This window comes from Mesorhizobium muleiense (assembly GCF_900099905.1).
Taxonomy (GTDB): domain Bacteria; phylum Pseudomonadota; class Alphaproteobacteria; order Rhizobiales; family Rhizobiaceae; genus Mesorhizobium; species Mesorhizobium muleiense.
The window spans coordinates 23,094-40,108 of record NZ_FNEE01000025.1 but is presented as its reverse complement, the minus strand read 5'-3'; the positions used below and the strand labels follow the sequence as shown (position 1 = coordinate 40,108).

The window sequence follows — 17,015 nt, the reverse complement described above, 5'->3', positions numbered from 1 at the left end:
CTTACCCGGTCAAAACAAGGATACCAATGATGAAGACTCTCGCCGTCTGCTCTGGCGGATTGGACTCCGTTTCCCTTGCTCACATGGTGGCAGCGGAGCACGAACTCACCGGCCTTCTATCTTTCGACTATGGCCAACGGCACAGGAAGGAATTGGGCTTCGCCGCTCTTTGCGCGCAGCGACTGAAGGTCCCGCACCAGATCATCGACATCGGCGAAATCGGCCGTGGCCTTTCCGGCTCAGCGCTGACCGACAGTGTCGACGTGCCGGACGGCCACTACGCCGAAGACACGATGAAGATTACGGTGGTGCCGAACCGCAATGCCATCATGTTGGCAATCGCCTTCGGTCTCGCCGCCGCCCACAACGCCGAAGCGGTGGCGGCGGCCATGCATGGTGGGGACCACTTCATCTATCCCGATTGCCGTCCGGCCTTCATTGAAGCTTTCCAGACAATGCAAGACCGCGCGCTCGACGGCTATGCGCAGATACGCCTCTATGCACCGTATGTGAATCTCGGAAAAGCTGACATTGTTGCGGATGGCGCAAGATACGGCACCCCGTTTGCCGAGACCTGGTCCTGTTACAAGGGCGGCGTGCGTCACTGCGGACGATGCGGGACCTGCGTCGAGCGGCGCGAAGCGTTCCATCTCGCCGGGCACGCTGATCCCACCGACTACGAGGACGCCGATTTCTGGCTCGAGGCGCTGCGCAGGAGGCGCGCGTAATGTTCCACATCAGCAAGGAATTCCACTTCTCGGCCTCGCATCAGCTCACCTCCTTGCCTCCCAACCATCAATGTGCGCGCCTGCACGGGCATAACTATGTCGTCGTAGTGGAGCTGTCGGCCAAGGAACTGGACGCCCACGGCTTCGTGCGCGACTATCACGATCTGGCGCCGCTCAAACGCTACATTGACGAGAGCTTCGACCATCGGCACCTCAACGACGTGCTGGGACATGAGAAGGTCACGGCGGAATGCCTGGCCAGACATTTCTATGAATGGTGCAAGGCACGTCTGCCGCAGACCGCGGCCGTGCGCGTTAGCGAAACACCGAAAACTTGGGCGGAATACCGTCCGTGACCGACATGCATCCCGTAATCCGTGTGAGCGAGATATTCGGGCCGACGATCCAGGGCGAGGGCGTGCTCATCGGCTTGCCGACGGTGTTCATCAGAACCGGCGGATGTGATTATCGCTGTTCATGGTGCGACAGCCTTCACGCGGTGGACAATCAGTATCGCCATGAATGGCTACCGATGCCGATCGATGCCGTGTGGCAAACCGTCCATGCGCTTTCCGGCGGCAGGCCGGTTATGGTCTCCTTGTCAGGCGGCAACCCGGCCATTCAGCCGTTCGGTCCCCTCATAGAACGAGGCCATCGCGAGGGCTATCGTTTTGCACTGGAAACGCAGGGTTCCGTGGTGAGGGAGTGGTTTGCGGATCTTGACGTGCTGACCCTTAGCCCAAAGCCGCCGTCCAGCGAAATGACGACCCGTTGGGCTGCGTTTGAGGCGTGCCTCGAAGCGGCGCAAGAGAAGCCGCAAATCGTGCTCAAGCTCGTCGTTTTCGACGAGAGTGACTATGCCTACGCCAAAGAAGTCGCGGCGCGATATCCGCACCTTCCGATCTATCTGCAACCCGGCAATCACACGCCGCCGCACCCTGGCAGTGAAGACACCTCTGTCGACTTGGACGGAATAATGATGCGAATGGAATGGCTTGTCGAAAGGGTGACCAGCGACAGGTGGTTCGAAGCCCGCGTGTTGCCGCAGCTGCACGTTCTGCTTTGGGGTAACAAGAGGGCGGTCTAGTCTGCGGCTTGCGTCGCACCGGAAGGCCGGGCTCCGACGGCTTGGCAGGCTCTCTTAGCGTGCCGAGTACAGCCGAGCTTTGTTCGCGCCAGCGGTCTCGCATTGTGCGGCTGGAAACCGCCCGGACACCCGCTGCCGGCGTGTGTTACCTTGACTCCGATGAGCGGTCGTCACGCAAAGTTGAAATCCGCAAGAACTGGCCTTCTCGCCCCAGCTGCTTGACTGTTTCCTCCGTCGCAAGCACGTCATCCCTCCCATCCTTGTCCAGCCCTTATCGATGTATCTCATGGTCCGGCCTGACGCTCGACTGTCAGACACCAGAACGCCAAAGGGGCTGGCCCGCCGGTCAACGGCAGCTGCTAAACAGAACGGCGATGTGCATGGGAATGCATCCGTTGCTTAAATGCCTTCCATAAAGAAGATCGATTTCCTCACTGGCCCAACGATCTCACGGATTTGTTCACGCAACAGGTGAAGCCGTCCGAGATTACGGCGCAACTCGGCTCGGCTTCGTTCCGGTCGGGGCATACGCTACCCGCACCGTCGGACCCTTTGCCCGCGCGTGTTCGATTGCCGCTCACTCGTCATCTTCTGGCGGTTCTAGTTTGCCAACCGAAACCTCTAGCCTCGTGGTGCACTCAATAAGGTTAGCTAGCAATTTGGCATCAATGTCTGTGTGCCCCTCGTACTCGGAGAGGTTTCGCTCGTTGTGCGCCTTTAGAAAAATCTGAATGTCAGCCTTGTCGGTTCCGACGGTATGAACGAGCGCTTGAAACACCGAAGTGCGATTGTCCGAGCGATAGCCTTCGCGGCGTAGGGCTGCCAGGGCAAGCCGATGCGCAGCTCCATATAAGAGAGTGAATTGGCTGTCGGGGTCGAGACCTTTCTGTGCGTCAGTTAAATTCTTGCGCGCGCCACCCAGCATGCCGTCATATTCGGACAGCGATGGGGGCTCACTTTTCATCAGCCCAATCTTTACGAGGTTGTCTAGTTCTTGCTTGCCCACGCTTGTAAATCTTTCTCCGAGCCGATGAGGAAAATCTTTGGAAGGGTACTTACCTTGCGGACAAACGACCCTTTCTGCGACGCCTTTCGTTGCCATTCCTCCGGCGACAGAAATGTCGGACTGACCTTTCGGCCTAGTCTCAGTTCCGCGTTTTGTGCGGCTGAATAAAGTTCAGAGAGGTTCAGGTTATCGCCGACCACCATCAAATCGATATCGCTGCGTTCTGTGTCCGTGCCTTTGGCGACTGAACCGTACACGAAGGCAGATTTGATCGAATGAAAGTGCGACAGCAATTCCCTTAGTGGCTCGGTTGGTATTTGGTTCTTAAGTGAAAAGTGCGCCGTGCTCTGCAAAGCAGGGGGGGCTGCGTTCTCAGGCCCCGCGCTAGTGCCGTCACGATGCGCCTTTAGGCGCTGGTATTCATCGACCGAAAGCAGCACAAGCCGTTCGCGGCCATTCTTGCTGATGATCACGGGTTCCGCTAGCGCCTTGTCCTGATACAGCCCAAAGTTGCGCTGAAATTCAACCGAGCTAATGACCGACATAGAATTGTCCCGATAATCCGTTATATCCGTATAATACGTATCTTTTTGAAAATATCAATGATCTCGTGCTAAGGTACTGAATTATTTGCCTTCGATATAGCGCGTCGGCGGAACCAACTCGTAGACGGGCTATGAAAGGTTAAGCGCGGATGTCTATCGGCCGCCGGCGTTCCCGCTCCGCAAGCCTGCCTGAACTATTCCGCGCGGCGGTCAAGCCCCAGGCTCCTGCTCATCCAGCGACCGCAGGCTGGAAAGACAATAGCCGACGTCTTCCGATGGTCTCGCCATCAGCTTTGGGCTAGCTCCCCATTATCCCGCTTCGAGCTCGACACAGGGCGGTTTCGATGGCGCACGACAATCTGTGTCGGCTTTGTCGTGTCCGTGACAGACGCCTGAAAGGCCCGCTCGCGCGTTTTGCCGCCGTCTAAGTGGCTGGAATTTAATAACAAAGTTTCTTCTCGGATCGGCCGATCACGCTGGTACGCTTTTTGCGATGCTTGGTGTGAGGCGGCACGAGCTGCCTATCGGCACTTGTGTCGCGGGCAGTCGCGATGATTAGAACGAAGGAAGGAAAGCTATTATGTCAGGTCTGCGTCAGATCGCCTTTTACGGCAAAGGCGGCATCGGCAAGTCCACCACCTCCCAAAATACGCTCGCCGCCCTTGTCGACCTCGGGCAGAGAATCCTCATCGTAGGATGCGACCCCAAAGCCGATTCCACACGCTTGATCCTGAATTCGAAAGCTCAGGATACCGTCCTGGATCTCGCCGCACAGGAAGGTTCGGTGGAAGACCTCGAACTCCAGGACGTGCTCAAGGTCGGCTACAGAGGCATCAAGTGCGTGGAGTCCGGCGGCCCCGAGCCGGGTGTCGGTTGCGCCGGCCGCGGCGTCATCACCTCGATCAATTTCCTCGAGGAGAATGGCGCTTATGACGATGTCGATTATGTCTCCTATGACGTCCTCGGCGACGTGGTATGCGGCGGCTTCGCCATGCCGATCCGCGAAGGCAAGGCCCAGGAGATCTACATCGTCATGTCCGGCGAGATGATGGCGCTCTATGCCGCCAATAACATCGCCAAGGGCATCCTCAAATATGCCCATTCGGGCGGTGTGCGGCTGGGCGGGCTGATCTGCAATGAACGTCAAACCGACCGTGAACTCGATCTGGCCGAAGCACTGGCTGGCCGATTGAATTCCAAGCTCATCCACTTCGTGCCCCGCGACAACATCGTCCAGCATGCCGAACTCAGGAAGATGTCGGTGATCCAGTACGCGCCGGACTCCAAGCAGGCAGGGGAATACCGCGCTCTGGCCGAGAAGATCCACGCCAATTCGGGCCAGGGTACGATCCCGACGCCGATCACCATGGAGGAGCTGGAGGAGATGCTGCTCGACTTCGGCATCATGAAGACCGACGAGCAGATGCTTGCCGAGCTTCACTCCAAGGAAGCGGCGAAGGCGGCGGCCCAGTAGTGACATTAGCGCTGCCATGAATCGGCGCGCCTTGCAGAGAACGGCGCCTATTCGTTGAGGCGTCACCCAACCTTGAAAGGGGACTCATGAGCCGGGAATACGAGAATGACGGTGCTCTTCATGCGAAGCTTATCGAAGAGGTGCTGTCGCATTATCCCGACAAGGCGGCGAAGCGCCGCAAGAAGCACCTCAACGTCGCAAAGAGCGGCAACGAGGCTGGCGGGGAAAGCGAGGTCCTTTCCGAATGCGACGTCAAATCGAACATCAAGTCCATTCCCGGGGTGATGACGATTCGCGGCTGTGCATATGCGGGTTCGAAAGGCGTGGTGTGGGGGCCAGTCAAGGATATGGTCCATATCTCGCACGGCCCGGTCGGCTGCGGCCAATACTCTTGGTCGCAGCGCCGCAACTACTACGTCGGTACGACGGGCGTCGACACGTTCGGGACAATGCAGTTCACCTCCGATTTCCAGGAGAAGGACATCGTCTTCGGCGGCGACAAGAAGCTGGAACAGATCATTGACGAGATTGAAGTCTTGTTTCCGCTCAACAACGGCATCACCGTGCAATCCGAATGCCCTATCGGCCTGATTGGCGATGACACCGAGGCGGTTTCTCGCAAAAAGACCAAGGAGTATGACAAGACGATCGTGCCGGTACGCTGCGAGGGTTTCCGCGGCGTCTCGCAGTCGCTTGGCCACCACATCGCCAATGATGCGATCCGGGATTGGGTCTTCGACAAAAAGGATGTCAAGTTCGAGGCCGGCCCCTACGACGTCAACGTCATCGGCGACTACAATATCGGCGGCGATGCCTGGGCCTCGCGCATACTGCTTGAGGAGATAGGGCTGCGCGTGGTCGGCAACTGGTCGGGTGACGCCACACTCGCAGAGATCGAGCGCGCCCCGAAGGCTAAGCTCAATCTTATCCACTGCTACCGGTCGATGAACTACATCTGTCGGCATATGGAGGAAAAGTATGGCGTCGCTTGGATGGAGTACAATTTCTTCGGTCCCTCCCAGATCGAAGCCTCTCTGCGCAACATAGCCAAGCATTTTGGGCCGGAAATCGAGGAGAAGACCGAAAAGGTCATTGCCAAGTACAGGCCGCTTGTTGATACGGTCATCGCCAAGTACCTGTCGCGCCTGGAAGGAAATACCGTGATGCTCTATGTCGGCGGCCTGCGCCCCCGCCACGTCGTCACGGCCTACGAGGACCTCGGCATGGTCATCGTGGGCACCGGCTATGAATTCGCCCACAGCGACGACTATCAGCGCACCGGCCACTACGTGAAGAACGGCACGCTGATCTATGATGACGTGACCGGCTATGAGTTGGAGAAATTCATCGAAGGGATTCGCCCAAATCTGGTCGGCTCGGGAATCAAAGAAAAATACCCGGTGCAGAAGATGGGCATACCGTTCCGCCAGATGCATTCCTGGGATTATTCAGGCCCGTATCACGGCTACGATGGCTTTGCCATTTTCGCACGTGATGTGGATCTCGCCATCAACAACCCGGTCTGGGACCTATTCCACGCGCCTTGGAAAAGAAGCCGGGGCGATGAGCGGGCGATGGCTGCCGAATAAACATCTGCTTTAGCCCCAGTCTCCCACTGAGACGGTGAACTCCCGCGGCCTCTGATCCGCCGGAGCCTGGAACGTCTTGACGTCCTGAGCTGCCGTACCGCGCAGCCAGATGCAAAAGAGGTAATCATCATGCCGCAGTCGGCTGAAAAAATTCTCGATCACGCTCCCCTGTTCCGCGAGCCGGAATACAGAAAGATGCTCGCTGAGAAGAAGCTAAACTTCGAATGTCCGCACCCCGATGAGATCGTTTCCGATCAGCGCGATTTCACCCAGACGTGGGAATACCGCGAAAAGAACCTCGCCCGCAAAGCGCTTGTCGTGAACCCGGCCAAGGCCTGCCAGCCGCTGGGTGCGGTATTCGCTGCCGCCGGCTTCGAACGAACCATGTCCTTCGTCCACGGCAGCCAAGGTTGCGTCGCCTATTACCGCTCGCACCTGTCGCGCCATTTCAAGGAGCCTGCCGCGGCGGTCTCCTCCTCAATGACCGAGGATGCGGCGGTGTTTGGCGGCCTGAAGAACATGGTCGACGGGCTCGCCAACACCTACCAGCTCTACGACCCGAAGATGATTGCCGTGTCGACGACCTGTATGGCAGAGGTCATTGGCGACGACCTGCACAGCTTCATCCAGAACGCCAAGGACGAAGATTCAGTCCCGCGCGACTTCGACGTGCCCTTTGCCCACACGCCGGCCTTCGTTGGCAGTCATGTCGACGGCTATGACAACATGGTCAAAGGCATTTTGGAGCACTTCTGGAAAGGCCAGGAGCGTACGCAAGTCGAAGGAGCCATCAACATCATTCCGGGCTTCGACGGCTTCTGCGTCGGCAACAACCGGGAGCTCAAGCGCCTGCTCGATGTAATGGGCGTGTCCTACACATTCATCCAGGATGCCTCTGACCAGTTCGATACGCCTTCGGACGGTGAATACCGCATGTATGACGGGGGCACGAAGATCAACGAGGTGAAGAAGGCCCTCAACGCCGAGGCAACGCTTTCGCTGCAGCATCACAACACCCGAAAGACGCTGGGCTATTGCGAGGAGGTCGGGCAGGCGACGGCCTCGTTCCACTATCCGCTCGGCGTTCAGGCGACCGACGAATTCCTGATGGAGGTCGCGGCGATTTCCGGCAAGGAGATCCCCGAGGCAATTCGCCTCGAGCGCGGCCGACTGGTAGACGCCATGGCGGACAGCCAATCCTGGTTGCATGGTAAGAAATACGCCATCTACGGCGATCCCGACTTCGTTCACGCGATGGCCCGCTTTGTCATGGAGACCGGCGGCGAGCCAACCCATTGCCTCGCCACCAATGGCACCTCGGCATGGGAAGCCGATTTGAAGAAGCTGCTAGCATCCTCGCCTTTCGGCAAGGCTGCCCAGGTTTGGGCGGGCAAGGACCTGTGGGCGCTGCGCTCACTGCTCTTTACCGAGCCGGTGGACCTTTTGATCGGCAATTCCTACGGCAAGTACCTGGAGCGCGACACCGGAACGCCGCTGATCCGGCTGATGTTTCCGATCTTCGATCGGCACCATCATCACCGCTTTGCGCTCTTTGGCTACCAGGGCGCGTTGCGCGTGCTTACGACGATCCTCGACAAGATCTTCGACAAACTCGATCGCGAGACGAGCGAGACGGGTGTGACGGATTATTCCTATGACCTCACGCGCTAAGAGCCGTGGCCGGCTTTTCGCCGAGGCCATTCCTTGCCCAATGGACTGGGGAGGCTGAGCAATGTCCTCCCTCAGCGCCAAAATCAAGGACGCCTTCGATGAGCCCGCCTGCGATAAGAACCGTGGCAAAGATGCCAAGGCGCGCAAGGAGGGCTGCTCGAAGTCGCTGACACCAGGGGCGGCAGCCGGCGGCTGCGCCTTTGACGGAGCCAAGATCGTCCTGCAGCCGATCACCGACGTTGCGCATCTGGTCCATGCGCCGCTTGCCTGCGAGGGCAATTCTTGGGACAACCGTGGTGCGGTTTCGTCAGGGCCGACCTTGTGGCGGACAAGCTTCACGACCGACCTCACCGAACTCGACCTGGTGATGGGGCAGGGCGAGCGGAAACTCTTCAAGGCGATCCGCGAGATCAAGCACACATACGCGCCGCCGGCGATCTTCGTCTACTCGACTTGCGTAACGGCGCTGATCGGTGACGACATCGAGGCCGTGTGCAAACGCGCCACGGAAAAGTTCGGTTTGGCCGTGGTGCCGATCAATGCGCCTGGCCTGGCAGGCTCCAAGAACCTCGGCAACAAGCTCGCCGCCGAGGCGTTGCTCGATCATGTCATCGGCACGGTCGAACCCGACGACCCTGGGCCCTACGACATCAACATCCTTGGCGAATTCAACCTCTCGGGCGAATTCTGGCTTGTAAAGCCGCTCCTCGATCGGCTCGGGATCCGGGTGCGCGCCTGCATTCCCGGCGATGCGCGTTACCGCGACATTGCTTCCGCGCACCGCGCCCGGGCGGCAATGATGGTGTGCTCGACCGCGCTGATCAGTCTTGCCCGCAAGATGGAGGAGCGCTGGGACATCCCGTTCTTCGAGGGCTCCTTCTATGGCATCTCCGACACATCGCAAGCTCTTCGCAACCTTGTCAGGCTGCTGGTGAGGAAGGGCGCCGATCCGGAGATCCTCGAGCGCACAGAGACGCTGATCGCGCAGCAGGAGGCGATCGCGTGGAAGAAACTCGAATCCTACCGGCAAAGGCTCCAAGGCAAGCGCGTGCTGCTCAACACAGGCGGTGTGAAGTCCTGGTCGGTTGTCCATGCGCTGATGGAGATCGGAATCGAGATCGTCGGCACCTCGGTCAAGAAATCTACGGTGCAGGACAAGGAGCGCATCAAACAAGTTCTCAAGCACGACAAGCACATGTTCGAATCCATGGCTGCGCGCGAGCTGTACGCCATGCTCTCTGAACACAGGGCCGATATCATGCTGTCGGGCGGTCGCACGCAATTCATTGCGCTCAAGGCCAAGACGCCCTGGCTCGATATCAACCAGGAGCGCCAGCATCCTTATGCCGGCTATGACGGCATGGTGGAACTCGTACGCCAGATCGACCTCGCCATTCACAATCCGATCTGGTCTCAGGTGCGCCAGCCGGCCCCGTGGGATTGCCAGCCTGATCTGATAGGCGAATTGCCGTGCACGAGGAACGAGACCGCGTACCTGTTTGATGAATTCGCCTGCGCGACGGCACACGAGTGTTGAGGCGACCGATGGCCCGCATCCTTCTCCAGAGCAAATCGGCTGCGGTCAACCCGCTGAAGTCGTCGCAGCCGCTGGGTGCCGCCTTTGCCTTTCTTGGCGTCGACGGTGCGATGCCGCTGTTCCACGGCAGCCAGGGATGCACAAGCTTTGCGCTCGTTCTCTTCGTGCGGCACTTCAAAGAAGCGATTCCCTTGCAGACTACGGCGATGGATGAGGTGGCGACCATCCTCGGCGCAGCCGACCATCTGGAAGAGGCGATCCTCAACCTCAAGAACCGCACGAAGCCAAAGCTGATCGGGGTGTGCACGACCGCGCTCGTGGAGACGCGTGGCGAAGATTGCGCGGGTGATATTGCCAACGTCAAGCTGAAGCACACGCAAGAGCTTGCGGGTACGGAGGTCGTGCTGGCCAACACGCCGGATTTTGACGGCGCGATCGAAGAGGGCTGGGCCAGGGCAGTCACCGCAATGATCGAAGGGATTACACGCTCGGGCGAACGGGCGCGGCACCCGAAGAAGATCGCAATCCTGCCCGGATGCAACCTCACTGTCGCCGACGTCGAGCATATGCGGGACATGGTTGAAAGCTTTGGGCTCAAGCCGGTTATTCTGCCCGACATCTCAGGCTCGCTCGACGGTACGGTTCCTGACCGCTGGGTAGCGACCACATACGGCGGCACCAGCGTCGAGGACATTCGCGAGTTGGGCACGGCCATGCAATGCATCGCCATCGGTGAGCACATGCGCCGCCCGGCGAAAGCGCTGCTCGGGTTGACCGGCGTGCCTTACGTGTTGTTCCAGTCACTGACTGGGCTGCAGGACACGGACCGCTTCGTGTCGCTGCTGTCTTCGATTTCGGGCGCGGCGGTACCGGCCCGCGTGCGCCGGCGCCGGGCGCAATTGCAGGACGCGATGCTCGACGGACATTTCCATTTCGGCGGCAAGAAAATTGCCATCGCTGCCGAACCAGACCAGCTGTTCCAACTTGCAACCTTCTTTGCTGGCCTCGGCTCCGAGATAGCCGCGGCCGTCACAACGACCGACAGGTCTAAAATTCTCAAGAAAGTCCCGGCGGTTTCGGTTCAGATCGGCGATCTCGGCGATCTGGAAAGTCTTGCCGTCGGTGCTGACCTGCTTGTCACGCATTCGCACGGGCGCCAAGCATCGGAGCGGCTCCGAATTCCGCTCATGCGCATCGGGTTCCCGGTCTTCGATCGACTAGGCAGCCAGCACAAGCTCGCAATTCTCTATCAGGGCACCCGCGACCTGATCTTCGAGGTCGCCAACATCTTCCAGGCCAACCAACACGCGCCCACTCCTGAGGCGCTTGATCCACTCCGTAATCGAGAAATATCACATGAACGCTGTTCGCCGCCTCTCGCTGGTCAGTAATGAGGTTTTCGCCCCGATGCCTGAACGACGTGCGGGCGCATTGCGCGTTGCGATCGCCACTCAGGACATGCAGAACCTCAATGCCCATTTCGGGTCGGCCAAGCGCTTTGCTGTCTACGACGTGACGCGCGAGGAATGGAATCTCGTCGAAGCCGTGGCCTTCGATGACGTTTCGGATGAAAGCGGGGAGCATCGGGCCGAGGGCGATGACCGCATCACGCCCAAGGTGGATGCGCTGAAAGGCTGTCATCTGCTGTTTTGTCTGGCGATTGGCGGACCTTCGGCAGCCAAGGTTGTCGCGGCAAAAATCCACCCGATCAAAGTGGCGGAGCCCCAATCCATCCAAGAGGTGCTGTTGCGCACGCAGATGATGCTCAGGACGTGTCCTCCGCCCTGGCTGCGCAAGGTGCTGGCGCAAGCGGGCGTTGCCGAAACGAAACCGTCCTTCGAGGACGAGGACTGATAGGAGGACGCCAAATGTCTGACCCCGCAATCCCCCCAGCTGTCACCGAAGACGAGGCGGCTCTTTGCACCCCGTTCGTCAAATGCCTCGTGCGGCTGATCCGTGCTCAGGATTCCTATGGCTCGTGGGAACGCAAAGCGGACGCCGAGCTGCTGGGCGACTTCATCATTACCAAGGAACAGCGCCGAGCGATCCCGATCATCGGAGATCCCGATCCGGACGTGCTGTGGAGGCTCGACAAGTACTACGCCGCCATCGGGCTTGCGATCGAGGAGCGCTGCGGCCTTATGGCATCGCCGATGATCCAGGTGAGCCATGAGGGTTTTGGTCGGGTGCTTTTCACGACCGGACGGCTGGTCGTTTTGTCCAAAACGCTGCGCGATGTCCACCGGTTTGGCTTCGAGACGCTCCTGAAGCTCGCCACGGCTGGTACGAAGCTGGTCGACGATGCGATTTCAGTCATCGAAACCTTTCCCCACGTGGCGCTGGCATGATGGGCGCGATTTTCGAGAAAGGCCACCATGACGGACCCGAGAAACTTTGTTGGCCAGTCCCCTCGATCCAGGGGCTCGAGGCCGACCAGGTTGTTGGGGTATCGCTGATGAAGAAGCCGCTGGTCCTGATCTGCTCGCAAGATGCCGAGTTCTATCTGCTCTACAGTCACATACTGGAGGTGGACGGTTTCAGCAGTGAGACGGCAGACGGCGCGAAGGCTGCGCTGGCCTTGGCCGAACAACGGGAGCTTCAGGCCGTAGTGCTGGATTGCGACCCAGCCAGCATAAACGGGTCCGCAATTTGCGCCCACCTCAAGCGGGAACCGCGCACCACCGACCTGCCCATCATCGCCCTGATCGCGCCTGGCGCCGAGCACCAGCACCTCGATCTCTTGAAGGCAGGCGTTGAGAGCTTTGTGCGGCCGGTGGCTCCGGCCAAGCTGCTCGACTGCCTGCGGGCGAGGCTCGGGCTGACCAAGCGTGGTTCGAACGGGGTTGAAAACGACAGTTGGATTTGTTGTGGAGGCCTGGAGATGAAGCTCGATGCCCGTCGGGTTCGCGGTAATGGCCACGACATCCATCTCGGACGGATCGAGTTCAACGTGCTGCGGCTTATGATTGAGGCCCCCGGCAAGGTCTTCAGCCGGGACGAGCTTATCGGGGCGGCCTGGCCGCCCAACATTCATGTCGGTGCACGCACCGTCGATGTCCATATCAGCCGAATCAGGAGGGCGCTGAAAACGGCCTTGCTCGGCAGCGTCATTCGCACCGTCAGGTCGGCCGGCTACTCGCTCGAGAAGCCGGACGACTGAAATCGGTGGTCGAATGTGGTGCCGCTCTCTCTTCCTCCGCTGAGAGCGGGTTGCCGCAGACGCTCCTAACGAAGACCAAGAGAAGCAGGCAAATGGAATTTAAAAGCATATTCTGTGTGACGGGTGCTGATCATTCTGATGAGGACCTCACAACAGCTGCCGGACTGTGTGGCGAGGTCGGCGCGCACCTATCCGTACTGATTATACCGCCTCCATTGCTCTTGATGTCGTCTCCGCCCCTCGAGTGGGGTACGGGACGTGCACAGGCAATTGCAGTACCGAATTATCGATTTCAGCAAATCGAGAAATTTTCACAGGACGTGACCAGAATGGAAAGACGGTCCGCGGATATCCTCAAACGGCTGAAAGCTATGTCGCTTTCCTGTGACGTTGACACCGACTATTGCGATCCGGCTAGCCTCGGTGAAGTGGCGCGACAGCGGGCGCTCTGCGCTGACCTGACGATCGTTGGAGCGGACCTCCTCAACGATGAGACTCTCGGACCTCCTGTTGTCAACGGCTGCTTGTTCGATAGCGGAAAGCCGGTGCTCATCGTGCCGAAGGGCGCTAAGGCGACCCTGTCGCCTCGACGCGTGCTGGTCGGCTGGGATTCGCGCGTAGAGGCCTCGCGTGCGGTTCGGGAAGCTCTTAGTCTCCTATCCGCTGCTGAGGAAGTTTGTGTCGCTATGGTCGATCCGAAGGCGCAAAACAACGGGAAAGGTGCGCAGTCTGGAGCAGACATCGCTGCCTATCTTACTCGGCACGGTGCTCGGGTCTCCGTTGACCTGCTTAAGAGCGCCGGCAAATCGGCGGGCACAGTGCTGACTCAGCACGCGAACGACATCTGTGCTGACATGATAGTCATGGGTGCTTATGGCAGCCGTCGGCTGCGTGAGCGGATTTTCGGCGGTCCGCCGAGCTGGAGCTTTGAGAAGACCACATTGCCGCTGTTTTTGGCTCGCTGATCAGTTCCGTAGGAACACCGATCAGGTCGTAGGACCGCCAACCAGTCCGAAGTCGTCGTCGGTTACCGGTCGGATTGCGGAGACATGGCTGGATCCGCGAACATCGTGCGATGCTTGTCAGAGCCAAACCGGACGCCTCGACTGCTTCAGGACGCTCTCGTGCATCCAACTCGTGCGAGATCGTCTGTAACGGGCAGTAAAGACGAACGGCTGCAGCAGGCCGCAGCCAAGCCACAGGGCGGGTGTACCAGGGGACCCCCGCCTCGGGGCGCGAACCCTGTTGGAAGGCCCCTGATCAGTACCCGGACGCGGGTCAAATCGGCGGCTGCCCCCTGTCAGGCCTGCGGTGTGCAAGGGCCGCTGCCGCGGAGCTTCCTCTGCCCGATCGTCGGGCGTGCGACAATGTCGGGTTCCAGACGAGCTGGAATTACGAGAACTCGTTGGTTTGACGTTTTCTTTATCCGGCACGCTGCATGCATGGGAGTCTCCGAACGCATTAAGAGCCGTTATCCATGGTTACGCCCTCGAAAGAAAGCGCCGCTTCCGTCGTGGCTGGGAAACAGCCAATCCTGGGGTGGAGGCCGGCGCTAGATGCCGCCGTAAGATCCGGAAGAGCCGCGCGACAGCATCACACGCTTTCCTTCCGCTCTTGGGTTCGGATCATGCCGCGCCGCTGTCGATGCCGCCGACATTGAGTCCAAGACCTGGAAGGCGGCACACGCTTTTGCCGTCCTCGCACTCGGGACCGCGGCTCAAGGATGCCTGTGAGGTTCGCAATGCTCAATGCCTGGCGGTCGCCGCGCACATCCCGCTGAGTTGGAAAACACTCCTAGAGGAGCAAGGATAAGTGGACCTCTTTTGCATTGGTATCGGTGCTGGGCCGTCTAATTTGAGCCTTGCGTGTCAGACACAGGAAGAGATTGCGCAAGGGGCACTGTTCCTGGACCGGCAGGTCGATTTCCGCGGACATCCAGGCAGCGCTTTCGATTGCGCGGAGCTCCAGGTCGGCCACTTCCAGGATCTGGTTACTCTGGTCAATCCGCGATCAGCCTACACATTCGTAAACTACCTCCACGAGAACGGGCGTCTTTACCATTTCCTCAATGCGCAATTTCACGGGGTGCTCAGAGCCGAGTTCGCTCAATATCTCAACTGGGCGTTCCAGAAGAATCCGCTTGTCCGTGGCGGCGAGGCCGTTCGCGAAATCCGCTTTGAAGGCGAGTTTCGCGTGCGGACGGACAACGCGGTCCTTGATGCGAGAAACCTCGTCATCGACATAGGCAAGCAGGCGCAAATTCCGCCTCAGTTTCATGGCTGGACTGGACCCAACCTGTTCCACTCATCAGACCTAGCGCATATCCATCCTGAGGTGCACAAAAAGCATGTCTGCGTGGTTGGCGGCGGACAGTCGGGAGCCGAGCTGCTGCTGCACCTTGTCGGCCGGCCGAAAGAACGGCGGCCCGCGGCGGTCACTTGGGTCTTGACGCGCGGGATGCCTTTCGACGACCACCCGTTCACAAACGAGCTGTTCACGCCTTGCTTTTCGGATCGTTTTGCGGCCATGAGCGAGGTGCATCGCCAGCTGTTCCTGCGGCGTTTCGCGCTTGCCTCCGACGGGATTTCAGAAAGCACGTTGCGCGCGGTCTATCAGGCGCTCTACCACCACGCCTTTCTCGAGCCACACCAATGCGACATCACACTGCGGCCAAGTTGCAACGTGTCGCGCTGCATCAACGCAGGGGCGGGGCACAGGCTCACGCTGCAGCGCGGCATGGATAACATCGGAGAAGTAACCGCGGACATCGTCATCCTGGCCACGGGGTACGAGAACGCGCTGCCGGACTTCCTGGAACCGATCGCAGATCGCCTCGAGCAGATCGGCAATGAGCTCGCCACCGGCGAGGATTTTTCTGTGTACTGGGACGGACCGCGAGACAGACGCCTTTTCGTTCAGAACGCCTGCCTTGGACAGCGCGGGCTGGCTGATCCGAACTTTGGCCTGCTGGCCTGGCGAGCGCGCCGCATCCTGGACAGCCTTCTGGGGCGCCCGCCATGCACCAATCCCGAGCATCTGGGCTTCATCAGCCGTACGTTGATCGAGCGCCGGCCCGACCTCGTAGCCGAAGAAATGGGCAGCGGGATATAACTGGTCTACTATTGTTCATTGGCGGTGGCATCCAGGGAATGATGTACGCCTTCGTTGCGGCGAACGCGGGAGCCTTAGCCCAGATCATCTTGACCGAATAAGCACTCGGGCCCTGAGGCACATCGTATATTCTGCGGACGTTTCCCCTACGCTCGTTAAGACCTTACGTTCACTCGAAAGAGTGCGGTAGCCTCAGCGGCCATGGCTGAGCCCGCGCTCAGCGGGGAGGGTCCTTGCCTTTGGCGATGCATGTCGTGGCTGGACCCGGTGAGTTAGGTGAGTCCGGCCCGGTCTACCCAGCCCCTGCGCCCGCCCCGAAGCCGCTCGCCCGCTCAGCGCTATCGAGGGGGCGCTCGCGCGGCTTCGCTGACCGCCGCGTTACAGCGTAAGGACGCGACCCCAGTGAAGGCATACTCCAGTGTCGCCAATCCCGTTTGGTTGGCCCGCCGCAAGCCGGTCTTCCAACCAAAGGCCGAACTCGCCAATTCGCCAGCCAACTCCACCAACGATTGTCTAAATCCGCTACCCAGGGCGGTTCGCTCGGGCTCGCTTGCTTGAGCACGGCACAGACGGGATCGCGAGCATGATGCCGCGGAATGGGAACGCATCATGCTTGGGCACGAGGGCCCGTGCCAACGCGCATCGCGCCAATCGGCGTCGTCACGTCCGAGATTCAGCACCGGCTGCTCGGCGCTTTTACGCTCGCATCATGGGCCGGCATGCCGCTGGCGATCCATGACGCGATGCCGCCGAGGCTGCTAGTTCATGGAAAGCGATAAGCACTAGATTAGTGGGCAACCTCGTCGGGACCGAAAAGGGCGCTAAACCGGCTGGCTAGATCGATCCAGGGTGCCGCGTCTCCGCGCTCTGAAGCCATTCGAACGACCGTCGCCAGATAATCGGTAAAAGCCTTCAGTCTGATGGCGCCTTGCTCAGAAAGGTGGTCAATGGCGTCAAGCGGCTGGTGAACGGCAGCCAGCATATGTTGCACCAAAAGCAGTGAGGATGGGCAAGGGCAGTCGCTCTTACTCGCGAGGCGCCTGCACTCGCTGCAAAGCGGCGGAATGTCCTCTAAGGCTAGGTCGCCGGAAAGCCGTTGTATGAGAT

General features: G+C 59.6%; 15 protein-coding genes. 13 read left to right on the top strand and 2 right to left on the bottom strand.

What is annotated here, in order from left to right; all coding sequences use genetic code 11:
* Positions 1 to 29: 29 nt before the first annotated feature.
* Genes queC through queE form a run of 3 tightly spaced genes read left to right on the top strand, consistent with a single transcriptional unit; the run spans position 30 to position 1,815 of the window.
* Positions 30 to 728: a 7-cyano-7-deazaguanine synthase QueC gene (gene queC / locus BLT09_RS28310; protein WP_091599584.1), complete on the top strand. Its 699-nt coding sequence runs from the start codon at positions 30 to 32 to the stop codon at positions 726 to 728.
* Positions 728 to 1,084, top strand: coding sequence for a 6-carboxytetrahydropterin synthase QueD (gene queD / locus BLT09_RS28305; RefSeq protein ID WP_063169374.1), 357 nt, complete (start codon positions 728 to 730; stop codon positions 1,082 to 1,084). Before queC ends, queD begins: the two co-directional genes overlap by 1 nt.
* Positions 1,085 to 1,089: 5 nt before the next feature.
* Positions 1,090 to 1,815 (top strand): 7-carboxy-7-deazaguanine synthase QueE, encoded by a 726-nt coding sequence (gene queE, locus BLT09_RS28300; RefSeq protein WP_164891567.1) that lies wholly within the window; start codon positions 1,090 to 1,092, stop codon positions 1,813 to 1,815.
* 577 nt (positions 1,816 to 2,392) lie between these two features.
* Here queE and BLT09_RS28295 read toward each other — a convergent pair.
* The gene (locus BLT09_RS28295) at positions 2,393 to 2,821 is read right to left on the bottom strand and encodes a hypothetical protein (protein WP_029356531.1); all 429 of its coding nucleotides are present in this window, start codon (positions 2,819 to 2,821) and stop codon (positions 2,393 to 2,395) included.
* A complete protein-coding gene (locus tag BLT09_RS28290) occupies positions 2,803 to 3,366 on the bottom strand; it encodes a type II toxin-antitoxin system prevent-host-death family antitoxin (protein WP_236378831.1) in 564 nt (187 codons plus the stop codon). Before BLT09_RS28290 ends, BLT09_RS28295 begins: the two co-directional genes overlap by 19 nt.
* A gap of 580 nt (positions 3,367 to 3,946) precedes the next feature.
* Between BLT09_RS28290 and nifH the strand changes: the two genes are divergently transcribed.
* The 10 genes from nifH to BLT09_RS28240 all read left to right on the top strand — a co-directional run bounded on the left by nifH (position 3,947) and on the right by BLT09_RS28240 (position 15,908).
* The gene (nifH, locus tag BLT09_RS28285) at positions 3,947 to 4,840 is read left to right on the top strand and encodes a nitrogenase iron protein (protein ID WP_024505261.1); all 894 of its coding nucleotides are present in this window, start codon (positions 3,947 to 3,949) and stop codon (positions 4,838 to 4,840) included.
* Between the two features lie 86 nt (positions 4,841 to 4,926).
* Positions 4,927 to 6,429: a nitrogenase molybdenum-iron protein alpha chain gene (gene nifD / locus BLT09_RS28280; RefSeq protein ID WP_091599473.1), complete on the top strand. Its 1,503-nt coding sequence runs from the start codon at positions 4,927 to 4,929 to the stop codon at positions 6,427 to 6,429.
* 129 nt (positions 6,430 to 6,558) lie between these two features.
* Positions 6,559 to 8,100, top strand: a complete 1,542-nt coding sequence (nifK, locus tag BLT09_RS28275) for a nitrogenase molybdenum-iron protein subunit beta (protein ID WP_029356526.1) — start codon at positions 6,559 to 6,561, stop codon at positions 8,098 to 8,100.
* 61 nt (positions 8,101 to 8,161) lie between these two features.
* On the top strand, positions 8,162 to 9,637 hold the full coding sequence (nifE, locus tag BLT09_RS28270; RefSeq protein WP_029356524.1) for a nitrogenase iron-molybdenum cofactor biosynthesis protein NifE: 1,476 nt from the start codon (positions 8,162 to 8,164) through the stop codon (positions 9,635 to 9,637).
* Positions 9,638 to 9,645: 8 nt separating this feature from the next.
* Positions 9,646 to 11,028: a nitrogenase iron-molybdenum cofactor biosynthesis protein NifN gene (nifN, locus tag BLT09_RS28265; protein WP_091599470.1), complete on the top strand. Its 1,383-nt coding sequence runs from the start codon at positions 9,646 to 9,648 to the stop codon at positions 11,026 to 11,028.
* The gene (gene nifX / locus BLT09_RS28260) at positions 10,994 to 11,491 is read left to right on the top strand and encodes a nitrogen fixation protein NifX (RefSeq protein WP_091599467.1); all 498 of its coding nucleotides are present in this window, start codon (positions 10,994 to 10,996) and stop codon (positions 11,489 to 11,491) included. Before nifN ends, nifX begins: the two co-directional genes overlap by 35 nt.
* 14 nt (positions 11,492 to 11,505) lie before the next feature.
* Complete coding sequence (locus BLT09_RS28255) at positions 11,506 to 11,985, top strand: NifX-associated nitrogen fixation protein (protein WP_029356518.1); 480 nt, start codon at positions 11,506 to 11,508, stop codon at positions 11,983 to 11,985.
* 107 nt (positions 11,986 to 12,092) lie between these two features.
* On the top strand, positions 12,093 to 12,797 hold the full coding sequence (locus BLT09_RS28250) for a response regulator transcription factor (RefSeq protein WP_236473427.1): 705 nt from the start codon (positions 12,093 to 12,095) through the stop codon (positions 12,795 to 12,797).
* A 92-nt stretch (positions 12,798 to 12,889) separates the two neighbouring features.
* On the top strand, positions 12,890 to 13,762 hold the full coding sequence (locus BLT09_RS28245; RefSeq protein ID WP_091599578.1) for a universal stress protein: 873 nt from the start codon (positions 12,890 to 12,892) through the stop codon (positions 13,760 to 13,762).
* A gap of 847 nt (positions 13,763 to 14,609) precedes the next feature.
* Entirely contained in the window at positions 14,610 to 15,908 is a 1,299-nt protein-coding gene (locus tag BLT09_RS28240) for a lysine N(6)-hydroxylase/L-ornithine N(5)-oxygenase family protein (RefSeq protein WP_091599464.1), read from the top strand.
* The last annotated feature ends 1,107 nt before the right edge of the window (positions 15,909 to 17,015 follow it).